Source organism: Polynucleobacter sp. MWH-Svant-W18, from assembly GCF_018687495.1.
Taxonomy (GTDB): Bacteria; Pseudomonadota; Gammaproteobacteria; order Burkholderiales; family Burkholderiaceae; genus Polynucleobacter.
In genome coordinates this window covers 581,486-605,830 of sequence record NZ_CP061293.1, presented here as the reverse complement: position 1 = coordinate 605,830, position 24,345 = coordinate 581,486, and the positions used below count along the sequence as shown (strand labels likewise).

At 46.7% G+C, this 24,345-nt stretch carries 24 protein-coding genes and 1 other RNA gene; 9 read left to right on the top strand and 16 right to left on the bottom strand.

Translation table 11 applies throughout. The annotated features are described in order from the left end of the window. Positions 1-3 precede the first annotated feature (3 nt). An RNA gene (gene ffs / locus C2757_RS03250) (signal recognition particle sRNA small type) lies at positions 4-102 on the top strand. A gap of 362 nt (positions 103-464) precedes the next feature. On the opposite strand, the gene C2757_RS03245 is transcribed toward ffs, so the two are convergent. Genes C2757_RS03245 through C2757_RS03235 form a run of 3 tightly spaced genes read right to left on the bottom strand, consistent with a single transcriptional unit; the run spans position 465 to position 2,445 of the window. Next, complete coding sequence (locus C2757_RS03245; protein WP_215376080.1) at positions 465-605, bottom strand: hypothetical protein; 141 nt, start codon at positions 603-605, stop codon at positions 465-467. 32 nt (positions 606-637) lie between these two features. Beyond that, on the bottom strand, positions 638-1,945 hold the full coding sequence (locus C2757_RS03240; protein ID WP_215376077.1) for a Y-family DNA polymerase: 1,308 nt from the start codon (positions 1,943-1,945) through the stop codon (positions 638-640). Next, positions 1,942-2,445 (bottom strand): LexA family transcriptional regulator, encoded by a 504-nt coding sequence (locus C2757_RS03235; protein ID WP_215376074.1) that lies wholly within the window; start codon positions 2,443-2,445, stop codon positions 1,942-1,944. Before C2757_RS03235 ends, C2757_RS03240 begins: the two co-directional genes overlap by 4 nt. A 384-nt stretch (positions 2,446-2,829) precedes the next feature. Between C2757_RS03235 and C2757_RS03230 the strand changes: the two genes are divergently transcribed. Next, positions 2,830-3,102, top strand: a complete 273-nt coding sequence (locus tag C2757_RS03230) for a BrnT family toxin (protein WP_215376072.1) — start codon at positions 2,830-2,832, stop codon at positions 3,100-3,102. Next, positions 3,083-3,430, top strand: a complete 348-nt coding sequence (locus C2757_RS03225) for a BrnA antitoxin family protein (protein WP_215376069.1) — start codon at positions 3,083-3,085, stop codon at positions 3,428-3,430. The genes C2757_RS03230 and C2757_RS03225 overlap by 20 nt, the downstream gene beginning before the upstream one ends. 4 nt (positions 3,431-3,434) lie before the next feature. Here C2757_RS03225 and C2757_RS03220 read toward each other — a convergent pair whose 3' ends face one another. Further along, the gene (locus C2757_RS03220; protein WP_251366783.1) at positions 3,435-6,968 is read right to left on the bottom strand and encodes an exodeoxyribonuclease V subunit beta; all 3,534 of its coding nucleotides are present in this window, start codon (positions 6,966-6,968) and stop codon (positions 3,435-3,437) included. Continuing rightward, on the bottom strand, positions 6,965-9,955 hold the full coding sequence (locus C2757_RS03215; protein WP_215376066.1) for a PD-(D/E)XK nuclease family protein: 2,991 nt from the start codon (positions 9,953-9,955) through the stop codon (positions 6,965-6,967). The genes C2757_RS03220 and C2757_RS03215 overlap by 4 nt, the downstream gene beginning before the upstream one ends. A 110-nt stretch (positions 9,956-10,065) precedes the next feature. On the opposite strand from C2757_RS03215, the gene trxA reads away from it, so the two are divergent. From trxA to C2757_RS03190, 5 genes are all read left to right on the top strand, one after another. Beyond that, on the top strand, positions 10,066-10,392 hold the full coding sequence (gene trxA / locus C2757_RS03210; protein WP_068948270.1) for a thioredoxin TrxA: 327 nt from the start codon (positions 10,066-10,068) through the stop codon (positions 10,390-10,392). 272 nt (positions 10,393-10,664) lie between these two features. After that, the gene (rho, locus tag C2757_RS03205; protein WP_215376063.1) at positions 10,665-11,927 is read left to right on the top strand and encodes a transcription termination factor Rho; all 1,263 of its coding nucleotides are present in this window, start codon (positions 10,665-10,667) and stop codon (positions 11,925-11,927) included. A gap of 163 nt (positions 11,928-12,090) precedes the next feature. Further along, complete coding sequence (locus tag C2757_RS03200) at positions 12,091-12,438, top strand: type B 50S ribosomal protein L31 (protein ID WP_114637034.1); 348 nt, start codon at positions 12,091-12,093, stop codon at positions 12,436-12,438. An 89-nt stretch (positions 12,439-12,527) separates the two neighbouring features. Next, positions 12,528-14,246, top strand: coding sequence for a glycosyltransferase family 39 protein (locus C2757_RS03195; protein WP_215376060.1), 1,719 nt, complete (start codon positions 12,528-12,530; stop codon positions 14,244-14,246). A 3-nt stretch (positions 14,247-14,249) separates the two neighbouring features. After that, entirely contained in the window at positions 14,250-15,641 is a 1,392-nt protein-coding gene (locus tag C2757_RS03190) for an MATE family efflux transporter (protein WP_215376057.1), read from the top strand. A gap of 29 nt (positions 15,642-15,670) precedes the next feature. Here the strand turns inward: C2757_RS03190 and C2757_RS03185 are convergent, their stop codons facing one another. The 11 genes from C2757_RS03185 to modA all read right to left on the bottom strand — a co-directional run bounded on the left by C2757_RS03185 (position 15,671) and on the right by modA (position 23,434). Further along, entirely contained in the window at positions 15,671-16,135 is a 465-nt protein-coding gene (locus C2757_RS03185) for a glycine zipper family protein (RefSeq protein WP_215376054.1), read from the bottom strand. A 26-nt stretch (positions 16,136-16,161) separates the two neighbouring features. Then, entirely contained in the window at positions 16,162-16,620 is a 459-nt protein-coding gene (locus C2757_RS03180) for a hypothetical protein (RefSeq protein WP_215376051.1), read from the bottom strand. Positions 16,621-16,720: 100 nt separating this feature from the next. Beyond that, on the bottom strand, positions 16,721-17,719 hold the full coding sequence (locus C2757_RS03175) for a tripartite tricarboxylate transporter substrate binding protein (RefSeq protein ID WP_215376048.1): 999 nt from the start codon (positions 17,717-17,719) through the stop codon (positions 16,721-16,723). A 12-nt stretch (positions 17,720-17,731) separates the two neighbouring features. After that, entirely contained in the window at positions 17,732-18,295 is a 564-nt protein-coding gene (locus C2757_RS03170) for a disulfide bond formation protein B (RefSeq protein ID WP_215376045.1), read from the bottom strand. Continuing rightward, complete coding sequence (locus C2757_RS03165; RefSeq protein WP_215376042.1) at positions 18,292-18,450, bottom strand: DUF5993 family protein; 159 nt, start codon at positions 18,448-18,450, stop codon at positions 18,292-18,294. Before C2757_RS03165 ends, C2757_RS03170 begins: the two co-directional genes overlap by 4 nt. Before the next feature lie 30 nt (positions 18,451-18,480). Next, on the bottom strand, positions 18,481-19,173 hold the full coding sequence (locus tag C2757_RS03160; RefSeq protein ID WP_215376039.1) for a fumarylacetoacetate hydrolase family protein: 693 nt from the start codon (positions 19,171-19,173) through the stop codon (positions 18,481-18,483). A gap of 34 nt (positions 19,174-19,207) precedes the next feature. Next, complete coding sequence (locus C2757_RS03155; protein ID WP_215376036.1) at positions 19,208-19,489, bottom strand: SemiSWEET transporter; 282 nt, start codon at positions 19,487-19,489, stop codon at positions 19,208-19,210. 20 nt (positions 19,490-19,509) lie between these two features. After that, complete coding sequence (locus C2757_RS03150) at positions 19,510-20,307, bottom strand: transporter (RefSeq protein WP_215376034.1); 798 nt, start codon at positions 20,305-20,307, stop codon at positions 19,510-19,512. A 42-nt stretch (positions 20,308-20,349) separates the two neighbouring features. Continuing rightward, positions 20,350-22,263, bottom strand: coding sequence for a ferrous iron transporter B (locus tag C2757_RS03145; RefSeq protein ID WP_215376031.1), 1,914 nt, complete (start codon positions 22,261-22,263; stop codon positions 20,350-20,352). Next, positions 22,256-22,501 (bottom strand): FeoA family protein, encoded by a 246-nt coding sequence (locus C2757_RS03140; protein WP_215376029.1) that lies wholly within the window; start codon positions 22,499-22,501, stop codon positions 22,256-22,258. Before C2757_RS03140 ends, C2757_RS03145 begins: the two co-directional genes overlap by 8 nt. Before the next feature lie 162 nt (positions 22,502-22,663). Beyond that, positions 22,664-23,434 carry a molybdate ABC transporter substrate-binding protein gene (gene modA / locus C2757_RS03135; protein ID WP_251366782.1) on the bottom strand — a complete coding sequence of 257 codons (771 nt, stop codon included), beginning with the start codon at positions 23,432-23,434 and terminating at the stop codon, positions 22,664-22,666. A gap of 76 nt (positions 23,435-23,510) precedes the next feature. On the opposite strand from modA, the gene C2757_RS03130 reads away from it, so the two are divergent. After that, complete coding sequence (locus C2757_RS03130) at positions 23,511-24,329, top strand: substrate-binding domain-containing protein (RefSeq protein ID WP_215376026.1); 819 nt, start codon at positions 23,511-23,513, stop codon at positions 24,327-24,329. Positions 24,330-24,345: the final 16 nt, after the last annotated feature.

Here is a 24,345-nt window from a genome sequence, read left to right as displayed (position 1 = left end):
GTGGATGGGCCTCCCCGCATGGTGGGTTGGATAACCTGGTCAGGTCGGGAACGAAGCAGCCAAACCCAATTTCTGCCAGTGCCGGGGGTTTGGCTCATCCACCCTTCTTCCCATATATAAGCACTGAAAATGGACTGATTTAGAAGATTTTCAGCATCCTCAGAATTCCCCAAATCATCCAAATGATTGCCAAAACTAGAACAGTGCGGGCATCTAAATGAATCTTAAATAGCTGTAATCGCCTGTGGGAACACTCAATAGAAACTCGCAAAGCTAATCTCCTCTATATATAAGAGTTCAGCGTAGAGGATTGAGATGATGATGGGTAGTGATTAAGGCTGAATTGAGTGTAGGAAAGCATAACGCTCTCCTAGGTCCAAGAATAAATAAGGGAATAAGGAGTCCGTGATTTCCTTATTCCCCGAAAAAACCTGCTACAGCAATATGTTTTTTAGACTTATCTCTTAAATCCCCGAGTGGGACTTGCGATTAAATGCCTGTTTTGTGGCACTTTCATGACGCTTGGTGTTCTTCAGCACTGCACAGTACGACAGCACCATAATTGCTGCCAATGAGATGCCATTAAAGTTATTTAGTATGTCCATTTGCTTCTCCTTTGTATGTCGTTGGGGTTCTTTTATCTAGCTACCGGTAATTCATCCCACTGCGTGGTGTAGTTAGGTGATTTATTGCCTGAGCGCATTTGCCAGGCTTGTTTAGTTCTGTTGGTACCTGCAGCTGCCGATTTGATGGCGGTATTACCAAAACGGTTATTGATTTCATCCACAGCTTTCATGAGCTTGGCTGATTTGCCTCTGCTCTCGACATCATCAAAGAGTGATTGCTGCATGGTGGGCTTATCACTGATGAGGTTCAGAATCACGCCTGCCTTCTTATATCGAAAGTTAGCTTGATAAATTTGCTTCAGACCTGCTAAGGCTGCATTGGTTAATGTCAGCGTGTTATCTGTTGGATTAGCCAGTGGAATGGTGACGCTTTGATGATGCTGCGGTTCATTTTGCTTAAACGGATTCGTCTGAATAAATACCGTGAGTGCACCCGTAGTGCTGTTTTGCGTTCTGAGCTTTTCAGCTGCGCGGGCGACATGGGTAGCAACGGACTCAGCAAGCTCTATCTGACTGGTGACCAACTTGCCAAAGCTGCGTGAGGCAATGATTTGTTGTTTGGCTGGCGCCACTTCCTCAAGCTGCAAGCAAGAGATGCCGCGTAACTCATAGCAAAGGCGCTCCATCACGACGCCAAATTGCTGACGCATCGCTTGGGGCGAGGCCTGCAAGAGATCGAACACGCTCTGAATATGTTGAGCCTTGAGTTTTTTAGCGATTTGTCTGCCAACACCCCATACCTCACCCACTTCAGTCTCGCTCATCCACTGATAAAGCTCTGGTTTAGCCATGGCATTGACATCGCAGACTCCAGCAAACTGTTTGTGTTTCTTGGCTAAGTGATTAGCCAGCTTCGCTAAGGTCTTGCTCGCACCAATGCCCACGCAGACTGGCAAGCCCGTTGTGTCTTTTACTTGCTGCTTGATGGTTTTCCCAAGCTCAATGGTGTTTGCGTATTGCTTGAGCACAGTCTCAATTTGCAAGAAGCTCTCATCGATGCTGTAGACCTCGAGGTTGGGCGTGAATTTTCTTAAGACTTGCACAACACGACTACTCATATCACCATACAAGGTGTAGTTTGATGAGTAGGCTTTGATGCCATGCTTTTTTGCTAAAGCTTCCATCTGAAACCAAGGGGTACCCATCTTGACGCCTAGGGCCTTGACTTCCGCGCTACGTGCGACTGCGCAGCCATCATTATTCGAGAGCACTACCATCGGCACTTCTGCTAACTTGGGCTGGAAGACGCGCTCACATGAAACGTAGAAGTTGTTGACATCTACTAAAGCAAATAAAGAGTTTGTGGAAGACGAGCTCATCTCTTGGCCTCTTTCTGATAACGCGTGCTGGCATTGCTGTACTTACGCACAACACCAACAACTACTCCCCAGATTTGCAACTCACTACCTTCATTAAAAGTAATGGCTTGATAGCTAGGATTTTCTGGTTGGAGCTCAATGCGGCCACGCAATTGATAGAGACGCTTGATGGTGTACTCACCATCAACGACTGCCACCACGATGTCTTTATGTTTCGGTTTGAGCGCTTTATCTACTACCACTTTGTCGCCATCACAAATTCCGGCGCCGAGCATGGAGTCTCCCTTTACGGTGAACATGAAGGTAGCGGGTTTGTTCTGCACCAGGTAATGATTCAGATCCAAGCCCTCTTCGGCGTAATCTGCCGCTGGGCTGGGGAATCCAGCCGAAATCCGATGACTCAGTAACTTGAGCTCACAGCTAGCAAAATGTCCTGCCAAGACCTGTGGTGCCTGGCTGAGGGTTACATTTTCGGGGGTGCTTACTTGCGTCATAGTCATTAATATACTGTATGTTTATACAGTATATGTAAAAACCGCAAAAATGAGCCTGTTTTTGTTGTTTTAGGACTATTTACTCAAAATTTAGGCAACAAAAAACCACCCGAAGGTGGTCTAGCGCTGCCCTCTTATCCTTTTTGTTTGTTCAACAAAAAGCAAACGCCAGGATGGCTGGGTCATCTAAAAAGGCATTTGACAGATAAATGCTGGCGCGGTAAATCCAAGGCTGCACAAGTTCTACTAGTTCAATGAGGGGCGGGCGTTCCATGATTTGATAATAGTGCTTTATTTAACATTCTAGTGGACTTTTCTGAGAATTCCCATAATTTTTGTAGTTATATTAATTCATTGATGTTATGATTTAACGTAACTACAATATTTCCGATGAAATTCACTTATGATTCGGCAAAAAATGATTCAAATCTCAGAAAACATGGCCTACCCCTCTCAGATGCAAGTCTACTTGATTGGAATACAGCCTTAAGCTGGATCGATGAAAGAAAGAATTACGGTGAAGAAAGATGCATTGCCTTGGCCGCAATGCATGAACGTCTGTATTGCGTAGTTTATGTTGAGTCGAAAGCAACGATGAGAATCATCAGTTTACGAAAAGCAAATAACCGTGAGATGAAGATCTATGAAGAAGAAACTAATTAGGCTGAGTGCCGAAGAAGATGCTGCAGTTACAAAAGCGGCGATGTCAGATCCAGATAGCCTTCCATTTACCGATGAAGAGTGGGAGAAAATCAGACCTAGACTAGTTCGTGGTCGTGGTAGACCCTTGGGTAGCGGAGTCAAAGAGCAAGTCACTCTCAGAATTGATAAAGATGTTTTAGACTTTTATAAGTCTAAAGGTGAAGGCTGGCAAACATTTATCAACCAAGTGCTTGGCGAAGTAAAAAGAGAATCGAAATCCATCTCGACCGTTGAAAAGAAGCTCAATAAAGGCGCTTTGATCGCTAACAAGTTCAAAGCTGCTGCTTAAGCACTTACTTCACTTCGACGATCTCGCCTTCAGCAGAAATCAAATAAGCCTTGTTTGGCTTATCTCCACGGATGCGGGTGAGTTCAGCCTGATAGTTTTGGAGTTGCTTGCGATATTGTTCGTATTTATCGCTACCGACTTTAGGAATGGTGAGTTTGTAATCAATGATGACGAGGTGATCATCAAACTCCACTAGACGGTCCATGCGATAGCTCTTGCCAGCTTCACTAGCAATATCGAGCTCATTCCAAGCTTGCAGCCATTCGCCTGATGTGAGATAGCGTTTGAGCTCTGGAGTATCTAAGACTGTTTTAGTGCGAGTGAGCAATGTTTTCGCATGCTCTTGATCTACGCCTAACCAATTGATGAGTTCTTGCTCACTTGGGATGGGCGGCTTTGTTTGATTGCTAGAGTCTGGAGTCAGGAACTCCAATAGCTTATGAAAGTTCGTGCCCTCTTCCAGAATTTCTGGGTCGGGTTCGGTTGCTGCGGGCGCACTAGCTTGCACAGTGGTGCCATTTTCAATATCCAGCAACTGCTGTTGATGGCTAAGCCTTGCTGGCTCCCATGCAATCTGAAAATCTTCAATGCTAAAGATATCAGAAGCGACATCTTTAATTGGTGCGCTTGCTTTTGCTACGCTTTGATTTTTTGACTGCTCTGCTTTATCACCACTGTCCTCAATCCACTCTAAAGTAGGCAGCTTGCCAAACTGTGCTCTGGCGTACCAAGATTTTGGATCTAGGCCAGTCGGATTATTGGTAGTGGGCTCTTTTGCTACTCCGCTAATCCATAAGCCTTGCTTGGCACGAGTCATTGCGACATAGAGCAAGTTCCAGTTCTCATTCTGACTAATGAGCTCTTCCTCTTCCCGAATGTGACTGCGCGGTGAAGTTAAGCTGGCCTTGGTATACATCGATAGGTGTGATGGGCTGCGCTCATTGGGTGACCACTCTAGTAAAACGCCAGAATGATCAGAAGCGCCTACCGTATGATTAGCATCCAAAATGATCACAAAGGGAGATTCCAATCCTTTGGCACCATGAATGGTCATCAGACGTACGCGCTTATGCTTATCTTCCTCTGACATCTCGCTATCTTCATCGACTTCTGCGAGCTCAATATCGGATTCTGCCTCTACATCGCCTTCGTCTGGAGTTTCATCATCATCGCTGCGACGCATGGCATTGATCTCATCAATAAAGTGACTCAAACTAGGATAACGGCCACCATCTTGATTGAGAGAAAGCTCCAAAAAGGCATCGAGGTTGGCGATGACCTGCGCACGAGCCAAAGGCTGCGCACTACTTGCATACGCCACACGTAAATTGCTCTCTTGATAAATCTGATCTAATAAGTCATGCACTGGCAAACGCTCTGCTAATACCCGCCAATGCTCTAAAAAGCGGGCTGCTCTTTGCGCAAAGGCATCTGGGCTATCTTGTAGAACATCCCACCAAGATCGATATTGTGGATGATTCGCCTTGGCAATACTGAGGCTTTGCATTTGCTGATCACTAAAGCCAAAGATGGGGCTGCGCAGCACTTGCGCGAGCGGTAAATCATGGCGCGGCGACAACAACACAGTCAGTAATGCAATTAAATCGTCAATCTCGAGGGTATTGAGTAGTCCACCCAGTCTAGAACTGTCATAGGCTAGATCCGCTTCTCGCAAAGCCCTTTCAAACTGCGGTAAATATTTACGGCGCTTCACTAGCAATAGAAAATCGCTTTCTCTAGCGGGACGCCAAAACTTACGACCCTCTTCTTCATCAATCACCTGCTGTGTTGCCATGACTTGATGAATCAATCGACTAATCGCCTGGCCTTCTGCATAGCGCTGGGTTGCTGCCACGGTTTGATTGACATCGGTGATCGGTGCATCAAAGGCATTACCCTCTCGCGGCGCCAACTCTTCTTTGACGTATGGCACTAACGGTAAGAGCGCTGCCTCACCTTCATTGGCATAGGGCGCATTTGGCAAGCCCTCAAATAATGGCTCCCACAAAGTATCTTGCTCATGGAACTCATACGTAGGCGGCAATTGCGATGGCGCAAAGGTCTCGTTCACTGCGGTATTAATTTTGGGCGCATTGCGGCGTGTAGTGTCTTGATCTAGTGCTACCGCACCCATCTCTGACTGTAAAAATGCTTTGGCACTGGAAAACAAACGGGGGTCTGCTCTGCGAAAGCGGTAAATTGATTGCTTAGGATCGCCCACAATAAAGACACTCGGCTTATCTTTGGCTTGGCCATAAGCCTCAAACCATGAACGCAAAATTTGCCACTGCAATGGATTCGTATCCTGAAACTCATCTACTAGGATGTGTTTGTATCTAGCATCCAGTCGTGCCTGCAAATAGGCTGCATTAGCGTAGTCGGCCATCAATTTACTGACACCGATTTCTAAATCATCAAAGTCACGCACGCGCATGGCTTCTTTTGCTGCAGCTGCATGATCCATCATGCGCTCACTCATGGCAAACCATGCCAGATTGAGTTCATAGATATCTTTTTCTGCTTGCCAAGCGAGGTACTCTACAAATGCTTGTGCCCAAGCTTGTTTGTAGGCCACGTGATCATCTTGCAGATGTGCTTGGCCTTCAGCTTTGAGGTATTCCTGAACCGCGCTTAGGGCTCGGTTGGTGTTATCGCGTGGCTCACCATCACCATTTAAAAAGACTGTTTGCAAGGTCGCAGCGATTTCCATCACATCACCACCCCTCTGCATGCACTCGAGTGCATTGACTAATTGAGGGACAAAAGCCAACTCTTGCTTGCTGCTGTGCACAAAGCAGCGTACTAAAAACTCGAGATCTGCTCTAGCAGTAGGTGCATTCCACATCCGCAGCAATGGATTTTCTAGATGAAGTCTCGGTAAGAATTGCTGGAAGTGCTCTATCGGGGTAACGCCCTGCTTCTTGCATGCCTCAACAAAGAAAGTCCAGGCACCTCTTTGCTTCATCAGGCCGTAATTGCCCATCAAGAATTTCTCGGTATTGCTTGCGCCCAACTGTTTCAGCAAAATGTCATAGTGCGCCCTCAGATCCGGCGGCAGGTCACCCCACCAATCATCTAAGCACTCTTCTAAGAGTCTTTTACCGTCTTCTCGCAAACTAAAGCCAGGCTGCACTTCTGCTGAGATCGGAGCTGCGTTTAATAATCTGCCAAACCAGCCATGGAAGGTATCAATCACAATCGACTGGGGGCTTGCAAGTACCTTACTGTAGAGCCCTTTGGCCTGGGGCAGCAATGCTTTAGCCTCGTTATTGTCTAAACCTCTTTTGCACAATTCTTCCATGAGCGCTATATCACTCATAGTTGAAAATTGCTCGAGCAAACTGTAAAGCCGATCACGCATTTCTTGGGCAGCTTTGCGTGTAAAGGTTAATGCCAGAATTTCCGATGGCTTAGCACCCGCAAGCAAGAGTCGAATCATGCGTGCGACCAATAACCAAGTTTTGCCACTGCCCGCACAGGCAGAAACAATCACCGATTTATTCGGGTCACAGGCGATGGCATTATTAAACTGCTTCACCACATCCCCTTTCTGCAAATTCCTCTTGCTTCACAGTATTTGCAGACACCATCTGGTGCAAATGCCGTCATAGGCTTTCTGGACCACAGGTTTTGCATGTCTACGGTAATTTGCTGATCAAACTGAGGCATTAATTGAGAAACATCTTCGATCTCTAGTGCTCTCTGTAGTTTTTTATCGCGCTTGATATCCACTTTGAGTGATACCCACTGGGCATGATCGACCTGGCGCCCCTGCAGATGGGCGCTGGTGGGGCTTTCATTGGCGGCGCGAGCATAGATGAGTAGCTGTGGGTCATCCAGGACATGCTCGGCCCGCTTTTTAATCTTGGCCATAGACTGATTTTTGTAATCAATCACTTCTGCTTGTTCTGGGTTCTGAAGATTGATGTCAAAACGATCGGCGCGCCCTTCAATACGAATGATGCGATGTTCGCCATCAAGGCCAACAAAATGCAGATCAAATCCAACCTTATGCTCTGCATTGTGATAACGCCAGCCTTGACTCTCTCTTTGCAGTTGCCAGGCGACAAAACTCGGGATTTGTTTTTGCCAATCCCGTAAGGTCCCTAGCACTCTGCTGTCACCCTCAATTATGCGCTTAAATTCTTTTTCAGAAATCGCCGATAACTCACGCTCCATCCATGCACGCCGCGCGGACATGTTATCAATGATGGGTGAACCTGCTTTTTGTTCTTCAGTCTTAAGTGCCTGATAAAAATTGCGTAGCAAGGCATGCAAAGATTGCCCCGCTAATGAAGCATCAAAGCCGTCTTCAAATGTTTTGGCTTCTCTTAGACCCAAGAGACTGCGCACATAGTATTTATAGGGGCAATCTCTCAAGGCCTTGTAGGCACTGGGACTCACGGAAAGTGGCAAAGGCAAATCCCGCTCTAGGCTGGCAACTGCCTGCTCAACAGGTTTAGCTAGGCCACTATACGCATCTGGCTTAGCAAGGTTTACCTTCCAAGCGGGTAACTGGATTTGTAAGCGCTGTATCCAGGCTGAAGGTCTGAGTGGTTCACCATTTTTACTTTTACTTTGCCAAAGCAAATCGACATTGGCACAACTGATTAAGAGTTGCGAGAAATCGCGTGCTTGTTGTACATACTGCGCATTGATCGTTGAAGTTTTCAGTAGACGATTTAATGCATCTGAGAAAAATAATGGTGGCTCAGAGAACGCCGGCAATTGCTGCTCATCACAACCGATGACTACGACTGCATCAAATACTCTTAAGCGGGTTGAGCTCAGCGGCAAGATGCTCAAGTTTGCTTTTGCTTCTTTACCCGCTTCTTCATAAGAGGCATCTTCCAGCGCAGATTTAATCAGGCTAATCCACTCCGGTAGGCGCATGGCTACCCTTTGATAATCACTTGATCCCAGATCAAAGTTGTTCATCACCTCTAGTAACTGCTTGCCTGCGGCATCTTTCTCCAAAGACTGGGCCATGCCAGTGTCTTGTAAATTACGCTGCAAGAGTGCATACGCATTTGCGCAATTGAGGTTTAACGCTTGCCAAGCATGATGGCGCTCACGGATAAATTGCAGCAGCTTTAATAAAGATTCATTGGGCGATGCCTCGTGGGTAGCTGCATATGCATTCGCGCGCTCGATGGCGAGGTAGAAAGTTTCCCAACCTGCTTTTGCTTGACTGGCAATCAAGATGTCTTCGAGCTGCGCTACTAGGCCAATGCAAAGCTCAGGTGGTTTTTCTAAACAGGCGGCGATATCTAAGCAAGGGTTTTGGAGAAACTCGAGCAGGGCACTAGCTGTTGGACCCTCTTTGGGAGCACGTATCAGCTCTAACCAACTATTCATTGCCGCAGCAGCTCTCGTGGTATCAATCTTCCAGCCGGTCTCATCACGAATATTTAATGCAGGGCCTAAGCGCGCTAAGAGTGCGCGCACCCTTCTTGCAGCTAGACGATCTTGTGCCACTAATGCAATATTGGTTTTGCCAGCAATTAAATGGGACTCAATCGCTTTGGTTGCGGCCCAAGCCAATTCTTCAAAACGCCTTGCAGAAATCAAACGCCAATCTTGATAGTGTGCCGCTTGAATGTTCTGTTGCAGTTGCTGCTCTTGATCGGCTGTGAGTTCAGCTAATTCACCGTCGGCACTCACTCCAGCTAGTGCTTCAGACCATAGAGCAACGGATTGCCAATCCAATGAGACATCGACTACAGGGGCGAATTGAGCATAGTCACTTAAGTACTGACGAATCAGCTCTTGATCAATTGGCTTGGGGTCTGCAGTCTGTACCCAAATGAAGGGGCGAGCCTGATCTTGATTGGCTTTGGCTGTCTGTAAATGGGCTGCCATCGCAAATTGTTTACGAAATACAGCATCCCCTGCGCTACTCAAATAACGCCAGAAGGTCAGCAGCACTTCTGATTCTTGATCAACAACTTTTCGAGAGAGCGTTGGATAAGATTGAGCGATGATTTTTTCTAACATGACTCCTAGTTGTTGCGACCATACTTCTGCATCGAGCGTATTAGTCTCAATGAGTTGATTTAATTCTGCCTGTAATTGCACCATGATGGCTTCGGACAAAATGTCGCACGCATCAATGACGGACTTTGCTAAACCCCACGCACCCGAATCACTTTCTGCTTTAAACCAAGCTTTGAGCTTGGGGTGCTTACGCAGATTGATGTAGACCGATAGCCATCTCTCTAAATCACTTTGCTTTTTTGGAAATCTCCATGCGCCTGGCGCTGCTTCCAACCAATCTGCAAAACTAATCACTTGCGGTAAGAAAGCAATCTTGGGATCAAGCTCTGGGGGGCGGTGCCTTTCAAGTGCTGCCCTGACGCCAATTAACGGGCCTGCAGTACTGAGCACCACTAAGGGGCGTTGTTTGGTTTGCAGCGCACAATGCCATATCCCTTTTGCTAACTGCTCAAGCGCGCTGGCATCAGGCGTAATTGCCCATTGCTGCACTTGCTTTTGATCAGAAATGGTGGGAAAAGGCTGGGACATTAATGGAGTAATTTATCTATTTTGAGCAGAGTGTGTCGCTTATTGCTAATATAAGCGTTGTAACGCCACAATTAAATAACTCGCTAAATAAGCTTAAACAAGGAATTTTCATGAGTGCCGGCATTAAATATGTAACTGACGCCTCCTTCGAACAAGACGTCCTCAAGTCCGATAAACCTGTTCTGCTCGACTTCTGGGCTGAGTGGTGTGGTCCTTGCAAAATGATTGGCCCCATCCTGGAAGAGCTTTCCGGTGAATATGGCGACAAGTTGCAAATTGCCAAAATGAACGTGGATGAGAACCAAGGCGTACCTGCCCAGTTCAATATCCGCGGCATTCCGACCCTGATCCTATTTAAAAATGGCACAGTAGCTGCTCAAAAAGTAGGCGCTTTGGCCAAATCTCAGTTGACTGCATTTATTGATAGTCATCTGTAAATCGTCTCAGACCACAGGTTCACTAGCTGAGCCTGTGGTTTTTACCTGTTTCTAGTACTTGTCAGACCCGTTTTTTAGTGTAGTATTGCGTTTAACAGTAGTTCAGTGCTTTCAGGATTTTTAAGAAACGCACTCCTTTCCAGCAATTTACCTCCCCCTTCTTTTAGCAAATTCCAAAATTCTGTTTTCCCACATCTGCGTGATCTCAATCAGCGCAGCAACACCCCAAAACTCTTTTCCCCTATTTATCTTTATCAGCACCCGAGAACCACATGCAATTAACTGAACTCAAAGGCCTCCACGTATCTGCCCTGCTTGAAATGGCAGCTGGCTTGGAAATTGAAAACACCCAGCGGATGCGCAAACAAGAATTGATGTTTGCCATTCTGAAGAAACGCGCCAAGGCTGGTGAAACCGTTTTTGGCGACGGCACTTTAGAGGTCTTGCCTGATGGCTTTGGTTTCTTACGTTCTCCTGAAGCCTCTTACATGGCTTCACCAGATGACATTTATATCTCTCCTGCACAGATCCGCCGCTTTAACTTGCACACTGGTGACAGCGTTGAAGGTGAAGTGCGTACCCCGAAAGATGGTGAGCGTTACTTTGCATTGGTCAAGGTAGACAAGATCAACGGTTTAGCGCCAGAAGCGCTCAAGAACCGCATCATGTTCGAGAACTTAACGCCCCTGCACCCGAACCGCGTCATCTCTTTAGAGCGTGACATCAAGGCTGAAGAGAACTTAACAGGCCGCATCATCGACATGATCTCGCCGATTGGTTATGGTCAGCGCGGCTTGATTGTGGCATCACCGAAGTCTGGTAAGACCGTGATGATGCAGCATATTGCACATGCAATCGCAGCCAACAATCCTGAAGCCATTTTGATTGTTCTGCTCGTAGACGAGCGCCCTGAGGAAGTAACCGAAATGCAACGCTCCGTGCGCGGTGAAGTTGTTGCCTCTACTTTTGATGAACCAGCAGTGCGTCACGTTCAAGTGGCCGAGATGGTGATTGAGAAAGCCAAGCGTTTAGTCGAGATGGGTAAAGATGTGATCATCTTGCTTGACTCGATTACGCGTCTTGCTCGTGCATACAACACAGTTGTTCCTTCATCAGGCAAAGTCCTTTCCGGTGGTGTGGATGCTAATGCCTTACAACGTCCAAAACGCTTCTTTGGTGCAGCCCGTAATATTGAAGAAGGCGGTTCACTCACCATCATCGCTACTGCTCTGATCGAAACCGGTAGCCGTATGGATGACCTCATCTACGAAGAGTTCAAAGGTACAGGCAATATGGAAGTACATCTTGAGCGTCGTTTGGCTGAGCGTCGTGTTTACCCATCGATTAACCTCAATAAATCTGGTACCCGCCGTGAGGAGCTCTTGGTCAAGGCTGAGAACCTCCAGAAGATCTGGGTATTGCGTAAATTGCTGGCTGATATGGACGATATCGAGGCGATGAATTTCATCGTCGATAAGCTCAAATCGACTAAAAACAACGGCGAATTCTTCGACCTAATGCGTCGCGGAGGCTAATTTAGGGGTCTAGAGGGCTGTTTTAGCCCTTTTTAGACCCTAAAGATGCGCTTTGTTGTTGATTTCATGGCATAATTTCGCCTTTACTGCTTTTAACTTGGGAAAGTATTTAGGTTAAGAACTTGTCAATAACTTAAACGGCTACCCGCTCATAGGACTCAAAATGAAACCTGGCATTCACCCCGAATATCGTGAAATCGTCTTTGTAGACGTTTCCAACAACTTCAGCTTTAAGACTCGCTCCACTATGTCCACTAAAGAGACAATCAAGTGGGAAGATGGCAATGAATATCCATTGGCCAAGATCGAGACTTCTTCTGAATCACACCCTTTCTATACTGGTACCCAGAAAATCATGGATACCGCTGGTCGTGTTGAGAAATTCCGTCAGAAATTCGGTACCAAAGCCGTTGCTAAGGCAACTGGTGATGGCGCTGCGAAGACTGCTGAGAAAAAAGCGGCTGCTGCAGAAGCTAAAGCTGCTGAAAAGACAGCAAAGAAGAAGGCTTAATACCTTTTCATTCGCAGGGTATGGCAATGCCCTTCTCTGCGAGATAATCAAGGCAGCGTTTGCTGCCTTTTTTATTTTGAACTTCGCCCATGGTCAAACTTACCGCCGCTGCCACTAGATCGATTCCGCGCATCATTATTTTTGCGCTGACCTTGGTCTATGGTTTTGCTGGTCTCTTCTTTCGGGATCCCTGGAAGAATGAAGATGCCATCGGCTTTGGTGGCATGTGGACTTTGTTTCGGGGCAACTCCATTGATTGGATAGTTCCCCATATAGCAGGTCGAGATGTTTCACTAGGAGCACCACTTCCGTATTGGATGGGTGCCACACTCATTAAATTATTTGGCCCTTGGATTGGTGCTGCTAATGCTGCCCGAATTTATTCTGCCATCTGCTTCTTTGCTGCAGCGCTGGCGATTTGGTATGCCACTTATCTATTAGGTCGTCGTCGCGAAGTACAACCGATGGCACTGGCTGTTGGCGGTCAACCAGACTCTAAGAGTTATGGCATGACTTTGGCTGATGGGGCATTACTCATCTTCCTCGCTTGCATTGGTCTTGCACAGCGTGGTCATGAGACGACCCCGATGATGGCCCAATTGATGGGTATTAGCATCGTGCTCTATGGCACAGTGCGTGGCTTAGATAAGCCCTGGCAAGGCGGCTTGTGGACGGGACTTGGGATTGCCATCGTGGCACTCTCAAGCAATCTCACTTTAAGTTTGATGATTGTCACTGCCACCATCATGGCGGTGATTGCAAGCAATGCTAAATTGCGTTTTCGCTGGACCGTAACGAGCACAGTCATTGGATTGATTGGTTTTGCGATCTGGCCAGCCCTTTGGTACCTCACTGCTCTACCAGCCGAATGGCGTCATATTGCTGAAGAAGGCTGGCGCAATTTACCAGACATGCAATTTTTCCCATCGATTGAATCCATCGGATTCTTGAGTGTGAACTTTTGGGCCTACGCTTGGCCAATCTGGCCTTTAGCGATGATCTCACTAGCACACTGGGGCCGCGCTAAAGATGCAGGAGCTTGGCGCGCACCGCACCTGTGTATTCCACTGAGTTTATTTATCGGCAGTTTGATTTATGTCTTGTTCCGTTCTGAGGCCAATGAACATGACTTACTCATTTTGATTCCAAGCCTCTCGATCATTGCTGCCTTTAGCCTCCCCGTTCTCAAGCGCAGCATGATTAGTTTTATCGATTGGTTCGCGATGTTCAGCTTTACGCTGATCGCGATTGCTATTTGGGTCATTTGGCTTGCTAAGGTCACTGGCTATCCAGAATCGACCGCAGCCAACTTAGCAAGATTGTTGCCAGGTTTTCAATTTCAATTTAATTTGCTCGCCTTTGTGGTGGCACTTGTCATTACTGGCGCTTGGCTTGCGGTAGTGCGTTGGAGAACTTCACGTGCCCCTAAAGAAATCTGGCGTTGCCTCATCATCTCCGCATCTGGCACTACTTTAATGTGGGTCTTGTTGATGACACTTTGGTTACCCACTATTAACTACGCCAAAACCTATCGTCAGGTATCTGCACGCTTAGCTCAAGTAGTGCCTTCAGGTGGTGGCTGTATTAATACCAGCAGCATTGGCCCTGCACAGTTAGCGTCATTTAGTTACTTCACTAAGCTGACCTTGCGTGATGATCCCGATTGCCCTTGGATGCTGACCCACAATCAGACCGAAGCCAAGGCGTATGCAAAGCTGAATAATAAAAAACTCCACCTCATTTGGGAAGACCGTCGCGCTGCTGACCGCGATGAACGCCTACGTCTTTACGAAGTCACACCGGAGTAAATAGTGCTGCACTTTAAGCTATCGCGCCTGCGCGAGGATGTTCCATCCCTACTCAAACTTGCTGGCCCCTTGCTGATTGGCCAATTAGCGGTCATCGCCTTTGGTGTATTAGATACTGCCATGACTGCACGCTACTCAGCAGAAGACTTGGCTGCACTGGCAATGGCTTCTGCCATCTTCATTAGCATCTATGTTGGCTTAACTGGAGTGGTCTCTGCCCTAGCACCGATTGCGGGTCAACTCTTTGGCGCAAAACGCTATTCCGAAATCGGCGAAGAAGTACGCCAAGCTACTTGGTTGGCTTTAGGTCTGACAATATTAGGCTGCTATGTCTTACTCAATGCCGATCATCTCTTAGCCATCTCCCAAATTAGTCCGGATATTGAAGGCAAGGCAAGACTGTACCTCAGCATCTTAGCAATTGGCTTGCCTGCCAGTATGGGCATGCGCGTTTTAATGGCATTACACAATGCGGTCTCGCGCCCTGCCGTGATTACCGTCGTGCAACTGATTGGCTTAGGATTAAAACTGCCACTGAACTTGCTATTTATTTATGGTGGTTTTGGGATTGAGGCCATGGGCGGCCCTGGTTGCGCAGTAGCTACGGTCATCATTAACTGGTCTTGGCTATTGATGACCTTAGGCTTTGTCATCTTGGATCGTTTTTACAAGCCCTTTGCAATCTTTGCGCGCTTTAGCATGCCAGATTGGCAACGCATTTGGACGCTCCTAAGACTGGGTGCCCCAATCGGCTTTAGCTATTTGATTGAGGTGACTTCATTTACATTTATGTCACTGTTTATTGCCCGCTTAGGCACTACCGCATTAGCAGGACATCAAATTGTGGCTAATATGGGCACCGTCATGTACATGGTGCCACTCTCACTCTCGATTGCGACTATGACCTTGGTATCGCAATCGATTGGCGCCAACAAGCCCGAGCGTGCTGAAGAGATTGGTTGGTCCTCTGTAGTCTTTACAACTGCCACCTGCATCACCATCGGCATTGCAGTGTGGTTTTTCAGAATGCAGTTATTGGATTTGTATGACCCGCCTGCAGAGGTAAAAGCTTTCTCCATCCCGCTATTTTTATTTATCGCGTTTTATCAAGTCTTTGATGCTTTACAAATCACTGCAGCATTTATCTTGCGTGCTTATCGTATTGCGTTTTGGCCGATGCTTATTTACGCAGGTTCTCTTTGGGGAGTAGGCCTTGGTGGCGGATACCTAATGGGCTTTAATGTATTTGGTAATGTGCCAAGTTTCTTACAAGGTGCTAATGGCTTTTGGGCTGGTAACAGCATTAGCCTAGGATTAGCTGCCTGCTTTTTGCTCTACCTCTTTAGAAAAACGGCGGAGCGCTATGAAAGAACGCATCCGCCGGTTGAGGTTTGAACCTCAGTCAGATTTATTGACTGATCGCTCTAGCGATACGCTGGTGAACCTGTTGCTGGTGCTGCATAACTTGGCACTTGATTGCCTTTAGAGTACATGCACTGCTGATAAGCAATGTTGTACTGCACCTGCGCTTGATTTTGTTTACCTGCTGAGTTCATCGCACCCATTGCTGCACCCCCCAGAAGACCAATGCCCGCTCCGGTGCCAATATTTTGGCTGCTTCCACCCTGAATCACCGCGCCAGCTGCTGCACCTAAGGCTGCACCGATTGCAGCACTGGTTGCGCCTTCTTTTAATGCCGCATTGCTGGTGTCTTTAATTGCGTTCACTGCAAAATCGCGACATTGTTGATCTTCTTGTTGAAATACTTCAAATGGTTTACCTTCGCGCGGCATGATGGCGACGGTTGGTCCTGTTGGTGCTGAGACGCAGGCAGTTAATGAAGCGAGTACAGATGCAGCGAGCACTGCAGTGCGAAAAAATCGTGTCATATCAAACCTTTAAATATTGTGAAATGTTAGTACTGTGGACGTTTTGCTTGAGCATTACTGGTTGGCGGTGTTGCGGGTTGGGTTTGCCAGCCACTTGGGCAGTCTTGTACATAAGGAAAATATTTACCACTTGCTTCACAGTAATACCAAACTGCAGGTTGTGGCTGAGCTGCCAATACCATCGGTTGAGGAGGCGGCAAATAAGCTACAGGCGGTGCATATACAACTGGCGGAGCATAGTAGCCAGCATAAGGACCGTAATAGCCGCCACCATAAGCCCAATTGCCTCGCCAACCTGGCCCCCATCCTGCACCCCAACCAGGACCATACCCTGGGCCATAAGCTGCTGGACGCCAACCGCCACCATAACCGCCGCCAACTGAAACATTCCAGCCCACATTGCCAGCTTTTGCCGCTATGGGGATAGATGCCAGCAAGGCTGTGCAGATCATCGCTAAGATGCTGAATTTATTGAGCTGTTTCATGATTGCCCCTATTTTGTGAACCACACTTCTGAGCCAGTTTTTACAGGCCTCTCACCTTTTAACGCTTCAAATCTGGTCAAGCTGACAAGTAAAGAAAATATTACTGATCTAATTTAGCTCCAGACTGTAATACCACTCTACTCCACTTACGAGACTCTGCTGTAATCAATCTACTCAGTTCTTGTGGGCTTCCAGGTGCGGGTTCTAGCGCGCCTGCCAAGAGTCGATTTTTTACATCAGGGCTATCCAATGTCTGGCGGGTTAATCGATTGAGTCTTTTCTGAATCGCTGGCGATAAATTAGCTGGAGCCATTAAAGAGAACCAAGATACCGCCTCAAATCCCGGCAGACCCTGCTCTGCAAAGGTTGGAATATCTGGCGCAGCTGGTGAACGCTTTAAGGTAGTGACTCCTAAGGCTTGCACCTCCCCCGCTTTAATCAAGGGCAACGAGGAAGATAAGTTATCAAACAGCATCGAAATTCGACCACTGACTAAATCAGGCAAGGATTGTGCACGCCCCTTATACGGAATGTGGCGAATTTGAATTCCTGCTACGTCCTTAAATAACTCACCAGACATATGCAAGGAAGTACCAACACCAGATGAGCCAAAGGTGAGTTGATTCGGTTTAGCTTTAGCCAACTCAATAAGGTCATGAAGATTGCTCACTCCCAATTGCTTGTTCACAATCAATACATTGGGCGTGCTTGCCAAAAAACTGATGGGCGTGAAATCTTTCACAGGATCATAGGATAGCTTTTCATAAAGAGCGCCATTAATCGCATGAATCCCTACCGTTCCAATCAGCAAGGTATAGCCATCCGGCTCACTCTTAGCCACTAGATCGGCGCCGATATTGCCGCCAAAGCCTGGACGATTCTCCACTAAGACCGGGACGCCAAGACTTTGCTGCCAACTTTCCGCTAAAACACGCGCCAGAATATCGGGTGCACCACCCGGAGTGAAGGTAACAATAATCCGAATCGGTTGATTTGGCCAAGAGCCTTGTGAAGACTTGACTTGGGCCTGGGTATTGGCAGCGCTAAATACCAAGAAGCAAACAAGGAAAAGGCTTTGCAGCAGCCTAGATAATGGCATCACTAAATGGAATTAGAAACCCAGTCGACTACGCAACCAAAACCAGCCATCGTATTTGACAGGATCATCAGCGCAAGGACCAACACCACACTCGAGCAATGTAGACAGTAAATTACCGAACACCAAGATAATAAAAACAATCACTAGAGTGTTGGCAAACCAAGAACGTGAACGCACCTCACGATTGGGCAGCATCAATAAGATCGCCTGACCAGCCAAGAGGCCCATATAGCCTACAAAGGCCCAGGTGTAAAAATGCAATTCCAAGAAAGTACTGCCAAATCCCTTGTCTTCGGGCAGAATGTGCAAGAACACTTGGCGTAATGAAACCATCATGCCGACTAGTCCGCCCAAAATAGCCCAGCCGTAATGCGCACTGTGGGCACCACAACGAATATTCAGAACGATTGCAAAGCCAATGATGACAAAACCAACGCGCTGCATCAAACAAAGCGGACAAGGCATCTCGCCAAAATACAGTTGATCAACAAAGGCATACGATAAAACACTAATCACTGCCAGCAGAGACAGTTGATTACCTAGGGCAGCAAGAGAAGGAAGAGTAGCTTTACTCACAGACTAATATTCAAATGAGAATTCGCATGAAAGCGGAACCAGACCATCAGAATGCCGACAGTAATCGCCAAAACGAATAATGCTGCAATACGCTTCTCAAACCAGACTAAGATCAGTCCAATGAACGCTGTCAGAAAAGGTAGGAACATATACATGGGGCAATTCTATCTCAGCTATTTGACCAACTAACGAATAGTGGTTTTTAAGCTTTCCAAGCCCTCAATGCTAGCCTCTAGTACATCCCCTTTTTTGACGGGGCCGACTCCAGCGGGGGTGCCAGTGAAAATTAAATCGCCAGGCTCTAAGGTGAATAAGGTGGATAGATAGGCAATCGTTTCCGGAACATCCCAAATCAGTTGATTGAGATTACCCTCTTGGCGCACTTGTCCATTGATTAGTAACTTGACTACGCCCTCACCTAGATGTCCGCATTGTGCGGCTGGGGTAATAGCGCCGCAGGGAGCGGCTTGATCAAATGCTTTGCCAGTATCCCAAGGACGGCCAAGCTTTTTAGCTTCGCCTTGGAGATCACGTCTAGTCATATCCAAGCCAACACCGTATCCATAGACATGCTCTAAGGCATGATCCGCAGAAATATTTTCTCCACCTTTACCGATGGCAACTACCATTTCGATTTCGTGATGAACATCATTTGATAAATGGGGATAAGCCATATCCTTACCATCAGTCACGATGGCGCTAGCCGGCTTCATAAAAAAGAATGGTGGTTCACGGTCAGGATCATGACCCATCTCACGCGCATGATCAGCATAGTTGCGACCCACGCAGAAAATGCGATTAACTGGAAAGCGACGGGTATCGCCCGTCACTGGAAGAGAAACTACTGCTGGTGGGTCAATGACAAATTCTGAACTCATAAAATCTTCTCTAGAGGATATTCTCAATGAATGATTATTTCTGCTGTTTCAAAGTATGACGCAATTTGAGAGCCAAAATGCTGAGAGCTAAAGCAAACGTTAAAGCATTAGCCAATATCAAGGGCCACTTCTCAATAATCAGCCCATAGACCAACCAAAGCCCTACCCCAGCAGTAAACAAGCAATACATTCCCAAGGAAACACCTGATAAGTCCCGGGTGCGCCAGGACTGGATGGCCTGGGGTAAGAATGCAATCGTGGTCAGGAATGCCGCGCAGTAACCAATGATTTCGATCTGGTGAGATTCAAGATTCATTGGCAAACTTTAACTCAGACTCAATCCAAAGGAATAGAAAAAATGGCCTTCAGGGTTAAGGAGTCAGTGCTATTGGTAAAGCCCTTGCCGATACCTGCTTGGAATGCAAGCGGCTTGCCATCGTAATACATCATCAAGAAACCCAATTGCTGAGTGTTTTGATAGGTGGTCGGTTGGCCAATTTGATTCAGATTAGAGTAATACTCGACACCCAGCGCTAAATCCGGAATCACCTCACGAGAGAGACGGGTTGCAGTTGAAAAATATGGCGCGTGATGAACGTATGGTTGAGACAGCGGCATATCAATAATCGGGTTGAACGAGAAGAGCCATTCATCAAATTGTTTGCCGATAATGAAACGGGCTTCGCCGTTATAGCGAGACTCATCAAATTGTGGCTGCACATTTGAGACTTCGAAGTTCACACCCGCAAAGAAACTATCTCCCTTATCCTGTCGAATCGGCAACCATTTCAGGCGCGCTTTTGTAGCAGCATATTGAAACTGATTGTTGTAATTAACATAGGAGATATAGAGTCCTGCTTCGAGGTCATTACCTAGACCATAGGCAAGCTCTGGTGTAACACGCACTCCATTGTTATTCATCACCTCGCCAGGGTATGAGGGTGTGTTCACCCCACGCGGGGTACTATTTACGTGAATCTCGAGACTAGCCTCACCCTTTGCATTAATTTCATTGTCATAGACCTGAATCTCATCTTGCAAAACTGCAAAGGCGACAACTGGTAAGCCAGAACAAACGGTTAGCACTAATAGACGCAGAAAAATTTTAACGGCTAGGTTTGCATTAATAGACATAGCCCATTATTTTAATGCTTTACCTAACCTCTGCTTAACCGCTCAACCTAGACCAAGAGAAATTGCCGTATGGTAAGTAATAAACGAAGCAAGATAAGCTAAGCCAAACAGGTAGCTCACCATGATGATCGGAATCTTCCAACCACCCGTTTCCCGTTTGACTGCAGCAATCGTCGATAAGCACTGGGGCGCAAAGACAAACCAAGCGAGCAAAGAAAGTGCGGTAGCTAAAGACCAGCTTGAGGAGATTAAGGGAATCAGTGCTTCTGCCGCATCTGCACTGGAGGTAGATAAGGCATATACGGTTGCCAATGAGCTCACCACCACTTCACGCGCAGCCATGCCTGGCACAAGGGCAATGCTAATTTCCCAATTAAAACCAATCGGTGAAAAAATATGGGCTAATAATTTACCCAGCATACCGGCAAAGCTATATTCAATCGCTGAGCCTGTAGCGCCCTCCGGTGGAAGTGGGAAGCTCGATAACACCCATAAAACCAAAGTCATGAACAAAATGATGCCGCCGACTCTACGCAAGAAGATCTCTGCACGTTGCCACAAGCTCATCGCCAAATTACCTAAGCGTGGCAGGTGATAGCTGGGCAACTCCATCATCAGTGCATTCATCCTGAATTGCGTACTCGTAAAATGTTTCAATATCCAAGCAATTGCCATCGCACCCAAAATTCCCGCTAGATACAGCGAGAACAGTACTAATCCTTGTAGATCGATACTCCCCCAAAGTTTTTTCTCGGGAATAAAGGCGGAGATTAGTAAGGCATACACGGGTAGGCGTGCCGAACAGGTCATCATGGGCGCAATCAAAATGGTAACCAAGCGATCGCGCGCATTAGAAATACTTCTGGTTGCCATGATGCCCGGAATAGCACAGGCAAAGCTCGATAACAAGGGAATAAATGATCGGCCTGATAGGCCTACCGATCCCATGACACGATCTAGCAAGAAGGCAGCTCTAGGCAAGTAACCAGACTCTTCTAACAAGAGAATGAAGAAGAACAGAATCAAGATTTGCGGCAAAAAGATAATGACTCCGCCAAGACCAGCCAAAATACCGTTAATCAATAAACTCCGTAGCCAAGTATTCGGCATGATCTCTGCGATTTGACCACCTAGCAACTCTACACCTGCCTTAATCAAGTCCATAGGCAAAGTTGCCCAGCTAAATACGGCCTGGAAGATAAAGAATAGGAGCGTCACCAAAATCATCGGGCCAAACACCGGATGGAGTAATACTGAATCCAAGCGATCACTGAGATGATCAGGAATAATTTGATCTAAGTTCAGAGTTTGCAGAATTTTCTGGACTTGCACATTGTCTGATTCAGTATGCGCAATATGGGATGCGGCATTTTCTAGCGTGGCATCACTGCTACCCGTTTGATATGCACTCAGATTGCGCCAATCTAGGTTGGATAAGAAATGTTTAATCTCATCTGCACCATCAGTTTGAATGCCAATACTCGTCAGTACTGGTAAACCCAATTGACGTGAGAGTGCAGCTGTATCAATTTGTAAGCCTTGGCGCTTGGCAATATCAAGCATATTCAGAACTACGATACAAGGTAAGCCCAAACGCTTGGCTGCAAGGACTAGACGCAGATTGCGCCGCAAGTTCATTGCGCTCAGTACGCAGATGACTAAATCAGGACGCTTCTCCCCTTCTGCCCTACCTAGCAATACATTGCAGGTAACCCGCTCATCGAGAGAACGCGGATAGAGACTATAGGCGCCCGGTAAATCGAGAATTCGGATTTGCTTGCCAGAGCTCAGACTTAACAGACCTTCCTTGCGCTCAACCGTCACACCAGAATAATTTGCTACCTTCTGACGACTGCCAGTGAGTAAATTAAAGAGTGCAGTCTTTCCACAATTTGGATTTCCCAGAAGCGCAATGAGTGGCTCATTGGGGAAAAAATGAATTTTAGATTCAGGCATGGGGTGCACATTCAACCGAGATCATGCGCGCCTCAGATTGACGCAATGCAAATGTCGAGGTGCCCACTCGAACCATGTAAGGACCTTTGCCAAGCAGACCTTTGCGCAAAACAGAAACCTGCTCGCCCGGTAAGAACCCAATATCTTCCAACTGACCCTTTATTTGAGGGGCACCCTGAGGGGCAATGACCTTGATAACACGGTACAGAGCGTCGAGTTCGACTTGATCCAAATTCATGCAATCTGCTTATTTAGTGGCTTATAGCGCGATTATATCCCCAAATGAGAATGAATATCATTCATGGAAAATCAGCATTGTTCAGCACATGATGAACCCTCTTGACTCAATGGAGCTTGATCTGCAACAAAAGAAAGTCGCTAATTGGGGTCGAGAGAAAACTTAGGGGGTGCTGTAACCGTACTTTTGCAGAATCGATTTCGCTTGAGGAGTTTGAATAAATTGATATAAAGCGATCGCCTCTCGGGGTGCGCCTTTGATTAAGACCATGCGCTGCTTGATAGGTTCATAGAGCTTGCTATTCACTAAAATGAAATTCGTATCTTTAGAAACTTCCGCAGACTTTGCCAACGATAGCGCAGTAAAACCCAGATCAGCAGCACCAGTGACAACATACATCGTTGCCACACCAATATTGTCGCCATAGATTAACTTCTCTTTAGCAAGGTCCAACAAGCCTTCAGCCTTGAGATATTCAACGGCAGCCTTACCATATGGCGCCAATTCCGGCTTAGCAATCGCGATCTTATTTGCTTTGGAAATAGCTCTTGCTAAATCAGCCTTACTATCGAGCAACTTCATGTCAGAAGAATTCTTTGCAATCAGCGCCAATTTACCAATGGCATAAATTGCTCCCTCATCCACTGTCTTGCCCTGCTGATAAAGCTCCAGCGGGAAATGCTCATCTGCGGATATGAACAAGTTAAAGGGTGCTCCATTCATAATCTGAGCAGCAAAGTTTCCAGATGATCCATAGACCACCCTCAAGTCAGAGCCCCCTTTTGTTTTAAAAGCGACATTGATCTCGGCAAAAGCCTCTTTCATATTTGCGGCTACAGCAACCGTTACCGGTTGAGCGTAGAGCCCTTGAGAAAGGAAAAAGACGAGGGATAAAATAAATTTACGCAATGCAGCCCCAAGTAAAATTTTCAAGTCAGTTTATATTATTTAGCAGAGGTAAACTATCTCTTCCATCTTTCGTCACCCAAACAAATCAGGACACAGATTCATGACATTCACCACCTGCCGTTTATTGGCCATCACGATTGCCGTATGCAACTTACTCATCACGCCTGCTCTAGCTCAAGAGAAGAGCATTGTGGTGTCCTCCACCACATCCACCGAACAGTCTGGCCTATTTGGTTTCATCTTGCCAATCTTCAAAATGAAGACCGGAATTGATGTAAAGGTGGTTGCGGTTGGAACTGGGCAGGCTTTAGATATTGGTCGTCGTGGAGATGCTGATGTCGTGTTTGTGCACGATAAGCCTGCAGAAGAGATTTTTGTACAGGAAGGTTATTCGACCAAACGCAATGAAGTGATGTACAACGATTTCGTCTTGATTGGACCTAAATCGGATCCAGCCAAAGTAGGTGGCGGCAAAGATATTCAAGTCGCTCTCCAAAAAATTTCTGCTGCACAAGCGCCATTTGTATCGCGTGGTGATAAGAGCGGTACGCATGCTGCTGAACTACGCTATTGGAAAGGTGCCAGCATTACTCCGACGGGCTCTTGGTATAAGGAAACAGGCTCAGGCATGGGCCCAGCCCTAAATACTGCTTCCGCTATGAACGCTTATATTTTGGCTGATAGAGGAACCTGGTTAAGCTTTAAGAACCGAGGTGATCTCGTGATTCTGGTTCAAGGGGATCCAAAGTTATTCAATCAATATGGTGTGATGTTGGTAAATCCAGCAAAGTTCCCGCATGTGAAAAAAGCGGAAGGCCAAGCCTTTATTGATTGGCTGATTTCTAAAAATGGTCAAGATGTAATTGCTAGCTATCAAATTGGTGGCGAACAACTCTTCTTCCCGAATCCTAAAAAATAGTTAGGCATACTTTATG

What these genes read in the sequence shown, in the direction of transcription:
- C2757_RS03245 (WP_215376080.1), bottom strand. Translation starts at nt 605, where the DNA reads ATGGACATACTAAATAACTTTAATGGCATCTCATTGGCAGCAATTATG.
- C2757_RS03240 (WP_215376077.1), bottom strand. Translation starts at nt 1,945, where the DNA reads ATGAGCTCGTCTTCCACAAACTCTTTATTTGCTTTAGTAGATGTCAAC.
- C2757_RS03235 (WP_215376074.1), bottom strand. Translation starts at nt 2,445, where the DNA reads ATGACTATGACGCAAGTAAGCACCCCCGAAAATGTAACCCTCAGCCAG.
- C2757_RS03230 (WP_215376072.1), top strand. Translation starts at nt 2,830, where the DNA reads ATGAAATTCACTTATGATTCGGCAAAAAATGATTCAAATCTCAGAAAA.
- C2757_RS03225 (WP_215376069.1), top strand. Translation starts at nt 3,083, where the DNA reads ATGAAGAAGAAACTAATTAGGCTGAGTGCCGAAGAAGATGCTGCAGTT.
- C2757_RS03215 (WP_215376066.1), bottom strand. Translation starts at nt 9,955, where the DNA reads ATGTCCCAGCCTTTTCCCACCATTTCTGATCAAAAGCAAGTGCAGCAA.
- trxA (WP_068948270.1), top strand. Translation starts at nt 10,066, where the DNA reads ATGAGTGCCGGCATTAAATATGTAACTGACGCCTCCTTCGAACAAGAC.
- rho (WP_215376063.1), top strand. Translation starts at nt 10,665, where the DNA reads ATGCAATTAACTGAACTCAAAGGCCTCCACGTATCTGCCCTGCTTGAA.
- C2757_RS03200 (WP_114637034.1), top strand. Translation starts at nt 12,091, where the DNA reads ATGAAACCTGGCATTCACCCCGAATATCGTGAAATCGTCTTTGTAGAC.
- C2757_RS03195 (WP_215376060.1), top strand. Translation starts at nt 12,528, where the DNA reads ATGGTCAAACTTACCGCCGCTGCCACTAGATCGATTCCGCGCATCATT.
- C2757_RS03185 (WP_215376054.1), bottom strand. Translation starts at nt 16,135, where the DNA reads ATGACACGATTTTTTCGCACTGCAGTGCTCGCTGCATCTGTACTCGCT.
- C2757_RS03180 (WP_215376051.1), bottom strand. Translation starts at nt 16,620, where the DNA reads ATGAAACAGCTCAATAAATTCAGCATCTTAGCGATGATCTGCACAGCC.
- C2757_RS03175 (WP_215376048.1), bottom strand. Translation starts at nt 17,719, where the DNA reads ATGCCATTATCTAGGCTGCTGCAAAGCCTTTTCCTTGTTTGCTTCTTG.
- C2757_RS03165 (WP_215376042.1), bottom strand. Translation starts at nt 18,450, where the DNA reads ATGTATATGTTCCTACCTTTTCTGACAGCGTTCATTGGACTGATCTTA.
- C2757_RS03160 (WP_215376039.1), bottom strand. Translation starts at nt 19,173, where the DNA reads ATGAGTTCAGAATTTGTCATTGACCCACCAGCAGTAGTTTCTCTTCCA.
- C2757_RS03155 (WP_215376036.1), bottom strand. Translation starts at nt 19,489, where the DNA reads ATGAATCTTGAATCTCACCAGATCGAAATCATTGGTTACTGCGCGGCA.
- C2757_RS03150 (WP_215376034.1), bottom strand. Translation starts at nt 20,307, where the DNA reads ATGTCTATTAATGCAAACCTAGCCGTTAAAATTTTTCTGCGTCTATTA.
- C2757_RS03145 (WP_215376031.1), bottom strand. Translation starts at nt 22,263, where the DNA reads ATGCCTGAATCTAAAATTCATTTTTTCCCCAATGAGCCACTCATTGCG.
- C2757_RS03140 (WP_215376029.1), bottom strand. Translation starts at nt 22,501, where the DNA reads ATGAATTTGGATCAAGTCGAACTCGACGCTCTGTACCGTGTTATCAAG.
- C2757_RS03130 (WP_215376026.1), top strand. Translation starts at nt 23,511, where the DNA reads ATGACATTCACCACCTGCCGTTTATTGGCCATCACGATTGCCGTATGC.